12 protein-coding genes are annotated in these 13,413 nt (G+C 72.2%); 6 read left to right on the top strand and 6 right to left on the bottom strand.

What is annotated here, in order from left to right; genetic code table 11:
* Positions 1 to 122: 122 nt before the first annotated feature.
* Both AC07F0_RS33785 and AC07F0_RS33780 read right to left on the bottom strand, forming a co-directional pair.
* Positions 123 to 1,541: a HEAT repeat domain-containing protein gene (locus AC07F0_RS33785; protein ID WP_478983747.1), complete on the bottom strand. Its 1,419-nt coding sequence runs from the start codon at positions 1,539 to 1,541 to the stop codon at positions 123 to 125.
* Between the two features lie 299 nt (positions 1,542 to 1,840).
* Positions 1,841 to 2,233, bottom strand: a complete 393-nt coding sequence (locus tag AC07F0_RS33780; protein ID WP_478983746.1) for an ankyrin repeat domain-containing protein — start codon at positions 2,231 to 2,233, stop codon at positions 1,841 to 1,843.
* 299 nt (positions 2,234 to 2,532) lie between these two features.
* Between AC07F0_RS33780 and AC07F0_RS33775 the strand changes: the two genes are divergently transcribed.
* Entirely contained in the window at positions 2,533 to 2,727 is a 195-nt protein-coding gene (locus AC07F0_RS33775; RefSeq protein ID WP_030843336.1) for a hypothetical protein, read from the top strand.
* Positions 2,728 to 2,779: 52 nt separating this feature from the next.
* A complete protein-coding gene (locus AC07F0_RS33770; RefSeq protein ID WP_478983745.1) occupies positions 2,780 to 4,510 on the top strand; it encodes a hypothetical protein in 1,731 nt (576 codons plus the stop codon).
* A 66-nt stretch (positions 4,511 to 4,576) separates the two neighbouring features.
* Here the strand turns inward: AC07F0_RS33770 and AC07F0_RS33765 are convergent, their stop codons facing one another.
* Positions 4,577 to 6,076: an SCO1417 family PLP biosynthesis transcription factor gene (locus AC07F0_RS33765; protein WP_478983744.1), complete on the bottom strand. Its 1,500-nt coding sequence runs from the start codon at positions 6,074 to 6,076 to the stop codon at positions 4,577 to 4,579.
* A gap of 98 nt (positions 6,077 to 6,174) precedes the next feature.
* Between AC07F0_RS33765 and yczE the strand changes: the two genes are divergently transcribed.
* From yczE to AC07F0_RS33745, 4 genes are all read left to right on the top strand, one after another.
* The gene (yczE, locus tag AC07F0_RS33760) at positions 6,175 to 6,828 is read left to right on the top strand and encodes a membrane protein YczE (protein ID WP_478983742.1); all 654 of its coding nucleotides are present in this window, start codon (positions 6,175 to 6,177) and stop codon (positions 6,826 to 6,828) included.
* Positions 6,825 to 7,592, top strand: coding sequence for a glycerophosphodiester phosphodiesterase family protein (locus AC07F0_RS33755; RefSeq protein ID WP_478983741.1), 768 nt, complete (start codon positions 6,825 to 6,827; stop codon positions 7,590 to 7,592). The genes yczE and AC07F0_RS33755 overlap by 4 nt, the downstream gene beginning before the upstream one ends.
* A gap of 49 nt (positions 7,593 to 7,641) precedes the next feature.
* Complete coding sequence (locus AC07F0_RS33750; protein ID WP_478983740.1) at positions 7,642 to 8,988, top strand: MFS transporter; 1,347 nt, start codon at positions 7,642 to 7,644, stop codon at positions 8,986 to 8,988.
* 266 nt (positions 8,989 to 9,254) lie between these two features.
* Positions 9,255 to 9,629 carry an RNA polymerase-binding protein RbpA gene (locus tag AC07F0_RS33745; RefSeq protein WP_003977404.1) on the top strand — a complete coding sequence of 125 codons (375 nt, stop codon included), beginning with the start codon at positions 9,255 to 9,257 and terminating at the stop codon, positions 9,627 to 9,629.
* 124 nt (positions 9,630 to 9,753) lie between these two features.
* Here AC07F0_RS33745 and fxsA read toward each other — a convergent pair whose 3' ends face one another.
* The 3 genes from fxsA to AC07F0_RS33730 all read right to left on the bottom strand — a co-directional run bounded on the left by fxsA (position 9,754) and on the right by AC07F0_RS33730 (position 13,365).
* On the bottom strand, positions 9,754 to 10,329 hold the full coding sequence (fxsA, locus tag AC07F0_RS33740; protein WP_478983739.1) for an FxsA family membrane protein: 576 nt from the start codon (positions 10,327 to 10,329) through the stop codon (positions 9,754 to 9,756).
* Between the two features lie 95 nt (positions 10,330 to 10,424).
* Positions 10,425 to 11,228, bottom strand: coding sequence for a polyprenol monophosphomannose synthase (locus tag AC07F0_RS33735; protein ID WP_478983738.1), 804 nt, complete (start codon positions 11,226 to 11,228; stop codon positions 10,425 to 10,427).
* A gap of 535 nt (positions 11,229 to 11,763) precedes the next feature.
* Complete coding sequence (locus AC07F0_RS33730) at positions 11,764 to 13,365, bottom strand: amidohydrolase (RefSeq protein WP_478983737.1); 1,602 nt, start codon at positions 13,363 to 13,365, stop codon at positions 11,764 to 11,766.
* Between the last annotated feature and the right edge of the window lie 48 nt (positions 13,366 to 13,413).

Genomic DNA, 13,413 nt, shown 5'->3' with positions numbered 1-13,413 from the left:
CGCGCAGGTCAGGCCGCGTCCATGCGTTCCTGACCCGCGAGTCATCCCGCGTTCACCCAGGCGGCCTGATTCCGCCCTGGCGCCCTTGCACCAAGGGAGTCACTCGCTCACGCGGAGGGGCCTCACACAGCGGTCTCCTCGGGACCGATCCGGCTGCGGACGGCCGTCTGGACCTCGGCCTCCTCGGCCGGGTCGGCGGCGAGCCGGCGCAGTCGCTCGACGACACGGGTGTCTCCGGTCTCGGCGTGCCGGGCGGCGATCTCCCGGGTGGTCTCCTCGCAGTCCCACAGGCACTCGACGGCGAAGCCGGTGGCGAAGGAGGGGTCGGTGGCAGCGAGCGCACGGGCGGCCCGGCCGCGCAGATGGGAGGAGGCGGTCTCGCGGTAGATGTGGCGGAGCACGGGTGCGGCGCAGGCGATGCCGAGCCGTCCGGTGCCGTCGACCAGGGTCCACAGGGTCGGTGCGTCGGGGCCGTCACCCCGAACGGCTTCGCGGAGTGCCGCGAGGACCAGGTCGCGGTCCTGCGCCCCGCCCCGGCAGGCCAGGACGCGTCCGGCGGCGGCGCCCAGCGCGTCCGGCCGCCGGGCCCAGCCGCGCGCCTGGTTCACGGCGGCGAGCGAGCGCATGCGTTCGAAGGCCTCGACGGCGGCGTCCACGACGACCGTCGAGCCGGTGGCCACGGCTCCCTCGATCAGGCCGAGGGCGTCGGGATCGTTGCCGTCGGCGAGGTAACGCAGGGCGGTGCACCGGGCTCCGTCACCGCCGTCCTTCGCGGCCTGGATGATCTCGGCCCGGTCGTCGGGTCCCGCCACGGCGGTGAGACAGCGGGCGGCCGGGACATGGAGCGCCGCTCCCCGTTCGAGGCCGTGCTGGGCCCATTCGAAGACCGCCTGCACACTCCACCCCGGGCGCGGGCCGGCCGGCCGCATCTGCCGCTGCCAGCGGTCGAAACAGCCCGTCTCGTGGGCGGCACGCACGCGTGTGGCGATGGATTCGCGCGGATCCTCGGCCCACAGCCGCCACGGCCGCGGCTCGAAGGCGTCCCGGACGGTCGCGGCCAGCTCGGCGTCGCCCTCCGGATCGGCCGGGAACCGCGCGAGGACGGGTGCGGCGAGGGCGCGCAGGCCCGCGTCGTCGTCCCTGAGGGCCAGTTCGTCGAGGGCCCAGGCCCAGTTGGAGCCGTGGGCGGCGTACCTGCGCAGCAGTTCGAGCGCGTCCCGCCTGCCGTAGGAGGCGAGGTGCCCGAGGACGGCGAGGGCGAGCCCGGTGCGTGATTCTTCGGTGTCCAGGACGTCCTCGGCGCCGAAGAGGTGGGCCTCGATCTCGTCCAGTTCGCCGTTCAGATCGAGGAAGAGCCGGGCGTAGTAGAGGGAGCGGTTCTCCACCTGCCAGTCGTGGCGGGGATCGCGCAGCACGCAGTGGTTCAGCGCCGCGAGCGCCTCGGTGCGCGGGGCGGTGAGCGCGTGCAGTGTGCCGTCGCCGCGGCCCCGCTGGAGCAGGCCGAGCAGCGTACCGCTGGGCGCTATGACCGGATCGAACATGGGAAACAGCCTCACATCAAGCGTCGACGCAACCGGGGACGTGTACTACCTGGCCGCGCGACAACACGTCGGAGTGCCCGCCGTTTCCTGCTTGCTGTAGACCATCTTCCTCTGCCTCTCGTCGGTGGCCCTTGCGGACCGGGTCACGGTCCGCGCGGTGCGGCAACATCTGCCCAGCCATCACGTCCGTGAACCACGTCGTCATGATGACTCGGCAGTCCATCTGCCGCGACCGAAATTTCGGCGGCCCTGTACCGCCTCCCCCGTTTTCGTTGTCGTTCCAGGTCAGACTGGTCGGCTCAGTGCTCGCCGAACAGTTCGAGCAATTCCGTCCGGCCGAACATCCGGGCGGTGTCGACCGCCGAGGGGGTGCCTGTGGACGGGTCGGCACCGCCCTCCAGGAGGGCCTTGATGACGTCCGTCTCGCCCTTGAAGGCCGCTCCCGCGAGCGGGGTCTGGCCTCGGTCGTTCACCCGGTCGGCCTCGGCACCGCGGGCGAGCAGCGCGCGCACCGCCTCGGAGTGGCCGTGGTAGGCGGCGAGCATCACGAGCGAGTCGCCGCGGTCGTTGGTGAGGTTGGCCGGAACACCGGCGTCGACATACGCCACGAGCGCCTCCGTCTGTCCCCGCCGGGCCAGATCGAAGATCTTGGTCGCCAGCTCCACGACCTCGGGGTCGGGGACTTCGGTCATCGGCCGGACCGCCTCTCACTTCACACGTCTCGTCGGGTGCGTACGCCTGCGAGCGGTGCAGCCGTACGAGTGAATCGCCAGGGTACTGGCTCGCGCGGCACATGACCCGATGTGCCCGAGGTAAAGATCACCACAGACCTCGCCGAGCGCAACAGCCCAGCGCGACCGGGCCGGGGACCGCTCCGCCAACCGGGGGGAATAGTCCCAATTTCACCCAGTTGCACCTTTTATCGTATGGATACATCCTGTGAGCCTGGAAGTACTCATGGTGACTGTCCCCGCGAACCAGGAGAACTCAAATGATCCTCTCCATCTCAGGCGTGGTCCTGCTCGGCATCGTCGTCTTCATCTTCTTCCGCAAGGACGGGCTGAAGGCATCGCACGCGGTGGTCGCGATGCTGTTCGGCTTCTACCTGGCGAGCACGGCCATCGCCCCGAGCATCAAGGCGGGCGGCGAGAGCCTGGCGAGCCTCCTCGGCGGAATCAAGTTCTGACGACCCCGCTCCCCGTGCGCATCCCGCCCGTACGCACTCCCTGGAGGCAGCAGTGGCCCGGCGCCCCCTCCCCCGCATTCTGAGCAACGGCAGCGCACAGCTCGCCCGGAGCCGGGAGCTGGCCCGGACGGCCGCCGACAGCGCCACCGATGTGCTTCACCCGCTGATCACGATCACGCGCGGTCTGCACCGGCTGGCAGCGGCCGGACGGCGCAGATGGACCGAGACGCCCAAGGAGAAACGGGGGGCGCTGCTGTTCCTGGTCGCGTCCGTGCTCCTGGTCGTGGCGCTGCTGCCGTACGGACCGCTGTGCGCCGCCGTCACCCTGATGGCGGCCGCCGCCTGGAAGGGCCGGGACCGCGCTCCGGCCGCGTCCGACGGGCCCGACGAGTCGCAGACAGAACGCCTCAAGGCGCTCTACGAAGCCCTCGTTCCGTACTTCTCCGCCGCCGAGGACCCCGAGCCGCTGTACGTCCACGGCGGTGCGTGGGACAAGGTCTTCCCCACCTACGCGTTCGACGGCGCCGGCCGGATCTCGCACCTGGTGGTCCGCTACCCGGCGTACTTCACCGACGGCGAGGCCGAGGCCCGCGCCCGGATCGAGCACCTGCTCGCGGCCAAGTCGGGCCGGGGCCGCGAATACCACTTCACGTGGGACGAGGAGGGCAACCAGTTGACGGTCACCGTGCTCCTGCCGCTGCCCGTCGACATCACAGCCCAGCGTTTCGTCACGACTCCCGGCGAGACGGTCCTCGGCTTCACCGACCCCACCGAGGTCCGGCGCACGCTCCCCCTCACCTGCGGCGACCAGCAGCGAGACGTCCCGCCGGTCATCTGGCGCACGGGCCTGCGCTCGACCGAGCCCCATCTGCTCGCCCTGGGCCAGCCCGGCAGCGGCACCTCCACCCTGCTGCGGTCCATCGCCCTGCAGGCCCTCCAGCACGGCGACGTGGTGATCGTCGACGGCGGCGGCACCGGCGAGTACGCCTGCCTGACCGGTCGGGACGGCGTCCTGGCCGTCGAGTGCGGGCTCACCGGTGCGCTGGCCAGCCTGGAATGGGCCGCGGCCGAGACCGAGCGCCGCCTCATCGCCGCCAACCGCGCCCACCAGGCGGGCCACCCGCCGCCCGACGACACCAAGCGCCCCCTGTGGATCCTCCTGGACCGCCCGACGGCGTTCACCCACCTGGCCGCCGCCGACGACCGCAAGGATCCGCAGTCCCTCCTCCAGGTCCCCCTGCGGCACGGCCGCCCGGCGAACGTGACGGTGGTGGTGGCCGACCAGCTCGACAGCCTCGACACCCTCACCGACGCCGTACGGCAGCACACCCGCGCGCGCGTGGTCCTCGGCCCGGCGACGGCCGCCCAGGTCGAGTCCGTCCTGGGCGCGCCCCCGCACACCACCCCCGTCGACCAGGTCCCGCCCGGCCGCGGCTATGCCCGCCTGGGCACGGGCCCGGTCCACCGCCTCCAGGTCCCGGCCACACCCGACCCCTACGACGACGCGACGTCCGACGCCCTCCGCCAGGCGGTGCTGGACCTCCTGCCGCCCCGCACGACACCGGCGGACGGGGAGACGGTGCCCGACCCGGATCCGTCGCAGGGGGAACCGGAACTGGTCGAGCCGGAGCTGGTCGAGCCGGGGCAGGTCGAACCGGAGCCGTCGGAACCGGAGCCGGTGGCGGTGCAGGAGCCCGTGGCGTCCAAGCCAGTGCCCGTACTGACGGAACCGGCGGAACGAAAGCCGGTCCCCGTACTGACAAAACCCACGAAGACGTCCTAGGTGTGCAGCTGACGGACGCCTAGCCGCGGTCAGTCAGGCCGACTCCCGCAGCTGCGGGGATCGGCCCTACGCCACGAACGTCCGCGGCGACTCGCCGGCCCCCGCACCCCCGTCCTCCACGATCCGCGCCGCCGCAGCCAGCCGCGCGGCCGCCTCCTCGGCCACCGCACCCCCCACGGTGAACGGCAACCGCACATACCCCTCGAACGCCCCGTCGACCCCGAACCGCGGTCCGGACGGCACCCGCAGGCCCACCCGCTCTCCCGCCTCCGCGAGCCGCGAGCCGGACAGGCCGCCCGTGCGCACCCACAGCGTCAGCCCGCCCCGGGGCACCTCGAACTCCCACGTGGGCAACTCCCGCCGCACCGCCGCCACGATCTCGTCCCGGTTCTCCCGCGCCTGCTCCCGCCGCATCTCCACGGCCTGCTCCCAACCCCCCGTGCCGAAGAGCCAGTTCACGGCCAGCTGCTCCAGAACCGGCGTGCCGAGATCCGCGTACGCCCGCGCCGCGACCAGGCTGCGGATCACGTCCGGTGCGGCCCGCACCCACCCGATGCGCATCCCGGCCCAGAAGGCCTTGCTCGCCGACCCCACGGTGATCACCGTCGACCCGGCCGGATCGAAGGCACACACCGCCCGCGGCATCTGTACGTCCGGGTCGAGCCACAGCTCGCTCATGGTCTCGTCGGCGATCAGCACGGTTCCCGCGGACCTGGCCGCGTCCACCAGCTGCCGCCGCTGGTCCTCGTCGGCGAGCGCGCCGGTCGGGTTGTGGAAGTCGGCGACGACGTACGCGATCCGGGGCGCGGCGTCCCGCAGGACCTGCCGCCAGCGGTCCATGTCCCAGCCTGCGAGCCCCTCGGCCATCGCGACGGGCACGAGCCGGGCCCCCGCCTCCCGCATCAGCTGAAGGATGTTGGCGTACGAGGGCGACTCCACGGCGATGCGCTCGCCCCGCCCGGCGAACAGGTGGCAGATCGCGTCGATCGCACCCATCGCCCCGGTGGTCACCATGATCTGCTCGGGCATGGTCGGGATCCCGCGCGCGGTGTAGCGCTCGGCGATCATCGACCGCAGCGCGGGCAGCCCGGCGGGATAGTCGCCGTGCGTGTGCGCGTAGGGCGGCAGTTCCTCCAGCGCGCCCTGCACGGCCCGGGTGAGCCACGGCTCGGGGGCCGGAAGCGCCGCACAGCCCAGGTCGATCATCGAGCCGAGAGCCTCCGGCGGCAGGGGTTCCAGCCCGCGCGCGGGCAGCGGGTTCCCTGCCGGTACGGCGGTCCAGCTGCCCGCCCCGCGCCGGGACTCCAGGAACCCCTCGCTGCGCAGCGCCTCGTACGCGGCGGCGACCGTCGTACGGCTGACGGACAGGGAGAGGGCGAGCTCCCGCTCGGCGGGCAGCCGGGCTGCCACGGGGACCCGCCCTTCGAGCACCAGCAGACGGATCCCGTCGGCGAGCGCGCGATAGGCGGGCGGCCGGCGCGTGCCGGGCCCCGCCGGGCGGTCCTGCTGGGAATTGAGCAGCCGCGCGAGCTGCGCCGCACCCACGGCCGAGGTCCACTGTGCCATGAGAATCAGTCCACCTTCCCCGGATTGGCCATGGATGACCTCTCCATCCAAGCCACAGGGTGTCATGCATCAGTCCACTACCACCAGGGGGGCACATCATGTCCACGCAGCGGCGGCTCGCTCGACGACTGACGCAGCTCTACGTCGGTCTCGCTCTGTACGGCGCGAGTTCGGCGCTGCTCGTCCGGTCGGGCCTCGGACTGGAGCCGTGGAACGTACTGCACCAGGGCCTCGCCGAGCGGACCGGACTGTCGATCGGTGTCGTACTGACCATCGTGGGCGCCGCGGTGCTGCTCGCCTGGATCCCACTGCGCCAGCGGCCGGGCCTGGGCACGATCTCCAACGTGCTGGTCATCGGCATGGCGATGGACGCGACACTGGCCCTGGTGCCCGACGCGCACGGCTGGGCGCTTCGCGTGAGCCTGCTGGCGGCGGGGATCGTCCTGAACGGCGCGGCGACCGGCCTGTACATCGCGGCACGCTTCGGGCCGGGCCCCCGCGACGGTCTGATGACGGGGCTGCACCAGCTCACGGGCGTCTCGATCCGCCTGGTGCGCACGGGCATCGAGCTCACGGTCGTGGCGACCGGCTTCGCGCTGGGCGGCACCGTCGGGGTCGGCACCCTCCTGTACGCGGTGGCGATCGGCCCGCTCGCCCAGCTGTTCCTGCGCGTGTTCGCCGTTCCCGCGGCATCCGGCGGCAGCACGGTCGTTGCCACAGGTCAACCCCGAGGAGCGATACTGCGTCCGTGACCCCGCGGATACGCCATCCCTACCTCGACCATCCCGGTCCGATCGCCTTCGCCCACCGGGGCGGGGCCGCGGACGGCCTGGAGAACACCGTGCGGCAGTTCCGGTGCGCCGTCGAGGCGGGCTACTGCTACATCGAGACCGACGTCCACGCCACCCGGGACGGCGCACTCGTCGCCTTCCACGACGCGACCCTGGACCGGATGACGGACGGCGCGGGCCAGATCGCCGACCTGCCCTGGCAGGAGGTGCGCCACGCGCGCGTGGCGGGCGAGGAGCCGGTGCCGCTCTTCGAGGAGCTCCTGGAGACCTTCCCGGACGTCCGCTGGAACGTCGACGTCAAGGCGGAGGCCGCCCTGCTGCCCTTCCTCGACCTGGTCGGCCGGACGAACTCCTGGGACCGGATCTGCCTCGGCTCGTTCTCCGAGGCGCGCGTGGTGCGCGCCCAGCGGCTGGCCGGCCCGCGCCTGGCCACCTCGTACGGCACCCGGGGGGTGCTCAACCTGCGGCTGCGCTCCTGGGGGCTGCCGGCGGCGGTGCGCCGTTCGGCGGTCGCCGCGCAGGTGCCCGAGATCCAGTCCGGCATCCAGGTCGTGGACCACCGTTTCCTCCGCGCCGCCCACGCGCGCGGGCTCCAGGTGCACGTGTGGACCGTCAACGACCCGGAGAGCATGCACCGGCTCCTGGACCTCGGCGTGGATGGCATCATGACCGATCACATCGACACGTTGCGCAAGGTCATGGAGGACCGCGGCGTCTGGGTCTGAGACCCCCGGCCGGTCGCCCCTGCGCGTATCCGGGGAGGCGAGGGCACGGGTGGGCACCGACACCGCGCGTCCGGAGGCGGCCGACGGGGCCGCGGGACTCAGGCGCGAGCAGCGCGGCTGGTACTTCTACGACTGGGCCTGCTCCGTCTATTCGACGAGCGTGCTCACCGTGTTCCTGGGCCCCTATCTGACGTCGGTCGCCGAGTCGGCGGCCGATGCCGACGGGTACGTCCACCCTCTGGGGATCCCGGTGCGCGCCGGGTCCTTCTTCGCGTACTCGGTGTCCCTGTCGGTGATCGTGGCCGTGCTGGTGATGCCCCTGGTGGGCGCCGCCGCCGACCGCACCGGCCGCAAGAAGCCCCTGCTCGCCACCGCCGCCTACCTGGGGGCCACGGCCACGACGGCGATGTTCTTCCTGGACGGCGACCGCTACCTGCTCGGCGGGGCGCTCCTGATCGTCGCGAACGCCGCGCAGTCCGTGGCGATGATGCTCTACAACTCCTACCTGCCGCAGATCGCCCCGCCCGAGCAGCGGGACGCGGTCTCCTCCCGCGGCTGGGCCTTCGGCTACGCGGCGGGCTCGCTGGTTCTCGTCGTCAACCTGGTCCTCTACACCGGGCACGACGGCTTCGGCGTCTCCGAGAGCACGGCGGTCCGCATCTGCCTGGCCTCGGCCGGCCTGTGGTGGGGCGCGTTCTCCCTCATCCCGCTGACCCGGCTGCGCGATCGCAGGTCCACCGCGCGGGAGGCACCCCTTCCCGGGTTCCGGCAGCTCGCGGCGACCGTCCGCGACATGCGCCGGCACCCGCTGACCCTCGCTTTCCTGCTCGCGTACCTCGTCTACAACGATGGCATCCAGACGGTGATCTCCCAGGCCTCGGTCTACGGCTCCGAGGAACTCGGCCTCGGGCAGTCCACTCTGATCGGCGCCGTGCTGCTGGTGCAGGTGCTGGCGGTGGTGGGAGCGCTGACGATGGGCAGGCTGGCCCGGACCTACGGGGCCAAGCGCACGATCCTCGGCTCGCTGGTGGCGTGGACGGTGACGCTGGCGGCCGGGTTCTTCCTGCCGGCCGGGGCACCCGCGTGGTTCTTCGTCCTGGCCGCCGGCATCGGCCTGGTCCTCGGCGGCAGTCAGGCACTGTCCCGGTCCCTGTTCTCCCATCTCGTCCCGCCCGGCAAGGAGGCCGAATACTTCTCCGCGTACGAGATGAGCGACCGCGGAATGAGCTGGCTCGGGCCACTGCTGTTCGGGCTCACTTATCAGCTGACCGGGAGTTACCGGGACGCGATCATCTCGCTGGTGGGCTTCTTCGTCATCGGGTTCGCCCTGCTCGCGCGGGTTCCGGTGCGGCGTGCGATCGAAGAAGCGGGGAATCCGGTTCCTGACAGGATTTAGCACTCAGCGCGAAAGGGCTGTAGTGTACGCGTTTGGCCTGCCAGGCGTACCGTTACTGCGCGTCAAAGATGCCGAAACGCTGGGTTACATCTGCTAGCAGATGTGACAAACCGGGCGCTGGTGGGTACAACAAGGGCGGCTACGACGGCGACGCATGACCCGGAACGGGACTCGGAACGGGAATCTTTACCGCCGACCGGACGTTGACCGGATGACGACGACAGCGACACCTGTCCTGTGGGCGACAAGCCCGGGAGGCACGATTCATGAGTGAGCGAGCTCTTCGCGGCACGCGCCTCGTGGTGACCAGCTACGAGACGGACCGCGGCATCGACCTGGCCCCGCGCCAGGCCGTGGAGTACGCATGCGAGAAGGGGCACCGGTTTGAGATGCCCTTCTCGGTCGAGGCGGAGATCCCGCCGGAGTGGGAGTGCAAGGTCTGTGGGGCCCAGGCACTCCTCGTGGACGGCGATGGCCCTGAAGAGAAGAAGGCCAAGCCCGCGCGTACGCATTGGGACATGCTGATGGAGCGGCGCACCCGTGAGGAACTCGAAGAGGTCCTCGAGGAGCGCCTGGCGGTTCTGCGCTCCGGGGCGATGAACATCGCGGTTCATCCCCGAGACAGCCGCAAGTCGGCGTAAGTCCCTCCGGGGCCTGGCCGAAAGTTACAGCGCGTCAAGGACCGCGGGCGCCGTACGTGAAGTATGGCGCCCGCGGTTTTTGTCATGCGATCTTGCGGTCGGTATGCGGCCGCAGTCTCGCGGGTCAGTGCGTCAGCGGCGGGCGTGGCTCCCGCGGCGCGTCGCCCCTGCCGTCCCTGATGACCTCGCCCTGGACGACCTTGCCGTCGGGGCGGTGCATACGTGCCTGCTGGAAGGCGCCGCCCAGGCTGCCCGGGTCGGCCTCGCGGAGCTTGCGCTCGAAGGTGCGCTCCGCGGTGCGGCTCACGGCCTTCTGGACCGGGGGCAGCAGCAGGAGCAGACCCACCGCGTCCGTCACCAGGCCGGGGATCATCAGCAGCAGCCCGCCCAGCATCATCAGGCCGTTGCCCTCGCTGTTCGGCCTGACCGACGCGGGCATCACGCCGCTCTGCTGCTGTTGCAGCGTCTCCGAGAGGTTACGGAAGGCCCGCCGGCCGGCCCGCTTGATGACGACCGAGCCGAGGACGAACCCCGCCACCAGGACGAGGAACACCACCAGCCCGCTCGACGCCCCCGCGACCATCATGAGCAGCCAGATCTCCAGGACGAGCCAGGCGGCGAGCCCCAGCGGCAGGAACGTACGCAGCCGGGAGCGCCGGGGCCGTGCGGGATTACCGGGGGTCTGAGCGCCAGTCGTCATGTCTCCAGTGTGCCTGGGCCCGGCTCAGCGCGGGATAAGGCCCCGATCAGGTGTTTTCCGCGAGCGGCGGGCGAGGAGAGGGCGCGGGGTGTCCGCTACGGCTTCGACGGCTTGCCGCCGCGTCCCGTGACCTTGCCGACCCGCTCCCCCACGCCCCACGCCGTGACCCGCCACAGCGCCTCGACGAGGATGTCGCGGCTCATCTTGGAGTCGCCGTGTTCACGCTCGACGAAGGTGATGGGCACCTCCACGACGTGATAGCCGGCCCTGACCGCGCGGCGGGCGAGGTCGACCTGGAAGCAGTATCCCTGCGAGGCGACCTCGTCGAGGCCGAGGCCCTCCAGGGTCTCCCGGCGGAAGGCGCGGTAGCCGCCGGTGATGTCGCGCAGCGGCAGGTCGAGCGCGAGCCGGGAGTAGAGGCTGCCGCCGCGGGAGATCACCTCGCGGGACTTCGGCCAGTTGACCACCCGGCCGCCGGGCACCCAGCGCGAGCCGAGCACCAGGTCGGCGCTCTTCAGGGCGGTGAGCAGACGGGGCAGTTCCTCGGGCTGGTGGGAGCCGTCGGCGTCCATCTCGACCAGCACGCCGTAGTCGCGCTCCAGGCCCCAGCGGAAGCCCGCGAGGTAGGCGGCGCCCAGGCCTTCCTTGCCCTTGCGGTGCAGCACGTGGACGTGGTCGTCGTCGGCGGTCAGCTCGTCGGCCAGCTTGCCCGTGCCGTCCGGGCTGTTGTCGTCGGCCACGAGGACGTGCGCCTCGGGGACGGCCTCGCGCACCCGGCCGACGATGCTCTTGATGTTCTCCGCCTCGTTGTAGGTCGGGATGATCACCAAGGCCGTGCCGAGCGGGCCGAACTTCCTCCCCTGGGCTCCTGCCGCGAGGGTTCCGTCGCCGTCGTTCACTGATGCCCCTTCATGTCCGTACGCAGGGGTCCACCATAGTGGGCCCGGCCTGCGGTGACGTGACAGGACGTTCGAATGGTGGTGTCGAATCCGCAAGACGCGGGTAAGAGTGCGCCTCCGGGCGCGACCGTACGGCGGATGGGGGCCCGGCGCCCTTCGGGCCGACCTGGGATCCGCCGGCTGCGAATCGACCGAAAGCCGTTGTCTACTGAGCGCCCGGGCCCCACCCGGGGTCACACCTCCCCGACCGGCCGGAACGTTCCCTCGGCGCTGCGCCGGCCTGAGCCTGGCTCCCAGTGGCGGTGCCCCGGTGCGGCACACCGTCCCTGACCCGGCGGCGCTGCGGCGAGTGGGCGGACGTTCCCCGGTCGGGCGTCCGGTGGTGGACCCGGCCGAACCTACCGGCCCCCCGCGGCCGCCTGTCAACAGCCGTTTGACCTGCGCATCGTCCGGTAAAGCCCTGGTCAGCGCGGAGGATACGCAGGTCGTACCCGGGGGGCGCGGCGCACGATCGCATGCGCGCCACCCCCGTAGATCACTCGCCCGGCCGTACGAACACCGTGTGTCCGCCCACCACGGTCCGCAGGCAGACGGGCAGGTCACGGCCCGGGGTCAGGTCGGGCAGTCCCGGGGTGCCGGAGCGGGGATCGGTCGACCAGCGCGCGACCCGGTCGTCCGGGGCCTGGACCACGAGTTCGCCGGTGCGCCACACCGCGTAGTCGGCGGGCGCGCCCGGCACCAGGACTCCCGCGTCGTCCCGTCCGACGGCCCGCCAGCCGCCGCGCGTGTGCGCCGTGAACGCGGCGCGCACGGAGATGCGGTGCTCCGGCGTGCGGTGGAAGGCGGCGGCGCGCACCGTACCCCAGGGGTCGAGGGGCGTGACCGGGCTGTCGGAGCCGAAGGCGAGCGGCACACCGGCGCGCAGCAGCGCCGCGTAGGGGTTCAGCGTACGGGCCCGCTCCACCCCCAGCCGCTGCGCGTACATGCCGTCCTCGCCGCCCCACAGGGCGTCGAAGGCGGGCTGGACGGAGGCGGTGAGACCGAGCTCGGCGAAGGCCGCGACGGTCTCGGGCGTGAGCATCTCGGCGTGCTCGATCCGGTGACGGGCGGCCCGGACGCGGGCGAGACCGAGCTTCTCGGCGGCGGCCCGCACACCCTCGGCCACGGAGTCCACCGCGGCGTCGCCGATGGCGTGGAAGCCGGCCTGGATGCCCGCCTCGGTACAGGCCACGACGTGGGCGGCGACGGCGGCGGTGTCCAGATAGGCCCGGCCGGTGTGGTCGGCGTCGGCGTACGGCTGGTGCACGCAGGCCGTGTGCGAGCCGATGGAGCCGTCGGCGAACAGGTCGCCCGCGGCGCCGGCCGCGCCCAGTTCCCGGGCCTTGGTGACGTCCTCCTCGGCCCAGTAGCCGACGACCCGCGGACCGGGCTCCTCGGCGGCGAGGCGCAGCAGGCCGGTGAAGTCGTTTTCGGAGGAGATCTCCGGGCCGCCGCACTCGTGGATCGTGCCGATGCCGAGCGAGGCGGCGTGCGCGAGGGCGGCGCGCTGGGCGTCGGTGCGCTGGCGGGGCGTCACGGCCGCGAACGCGGCGGCGCGGACGGCGTGGTGGGCATCGGCGGTGAGGGGCCCGTCCGCGCGGGGCATGCCCGGGACCATGTCGAGCAGGGCCGTGGTGACGACCGCGGAGTGGACGTCGATCCGGCTGAGGTAGAGGGGCCGGTGTCCGGTCGCCTCGTCGAGTTCGGCACGCGTCGGGGGACGGCCGCCGGGCCAGCGGGCGGTGTCCCAGCCGTGCCCGAGCAGCACACGGTCGTGCGGCCGGGCGGCGGCGAAGTCCCGTACGAGGGCCAGGGCGGCCTCGAGGGAGGGGGCGGCGGACAGGTCGAGGCCGGTGAGCGCGAGGCCGGTGGCAGTGGTGTGCACATGGGCGTCCGTGAACGCCGGGGTGACCAGCGCCCCGTCCAGGTCGATCACCTCGTCGACCCCGTCCGCGAAGGCGTCGGCGGCTCCCTCCGAACCGACCCAGGCGACCTGTCCCCGCTCCACGACCATCGCGGTCGCGAACGGATCGGCAGGACTGTGAACCTCTCCGCGACGGAGCAGGACGGTCTTCGGCGGGGCACTGGACTCACTCATGAGGACCAGTCTCGCGCCTCACTCCGACCGCTTTCGACCAGGGGTGAC

Source organism: Streptomyces sp. NPDC045955 (assembly GCF_056430805.1).
This window is presented reverse-complemented; position numbering and strand designations above follow the sequence as displayed.

What these genes read in the sequence shown, in the direction of transcription:
- AC07F0_RS33785 (WP_478983747.1), bottom strand. Translation starts at nt 1,541, where the DNA reads ATGTTCGATCCGGTCATAGCGCCCAGCGGTACGCTGCTCGGCCTGCTC.
- AC07F0_RS33780 (WP_478983746.1), bottom strand. Translation starts at nt 2,233, where the DNA reads ATGACCGAAGTCCCCGACCCCGAGGTCGTGGAGCTGGCGACCAAGATC.
- AC07F0_RS33775 (WP_030843336.1), top strand. Translation starts at nt 2,533, where the DNA reads ATGATCCTCTCCATCTCAGGCGTGGTCCTGCTCGGCATCGTCGTCTTC.
- AC07F0_RS33765 (WP_478983744.1), bottom strand. Translation starts at nt 6,076, where the DNA reads ATGGCACAGTGGACCTCGGCCGTGGGTGCGGCGCAGCTCGCGCGGCTG.
- yczE (WP_478983742.1), top strand. Translation starts at nt 6,175, where the DNA reads ATGTCCACGCAGCGGCGGCTCGCTCGACGACTGACGCAGCTCTACGTC.
- AC07F0_RS33745 (WP_003977404.1), top strand. Translation starts at nt 9,255, where the DNA reads ATGAGTGAGCGAGCTCTTCGCGGCACGCGCCTCGTGGTGACCAGCTAC.
- fxsA (WP_478983739.1), bottom strand. Translation starts at nt 10,329, where the DNA reads ATGACGACTGGCGCTCAGACCCCCGGTAATCCCGCACGGCCCCGGCGC.
- AC07F0_RS33730 (WP_478983737.1), bottom strand. Translation starts at nt 13,365, where the DNA reads ATGAGTGAGTCCAGTGCCCCGCCGAAGACCGTCCTGCTCCGTCGCGGA.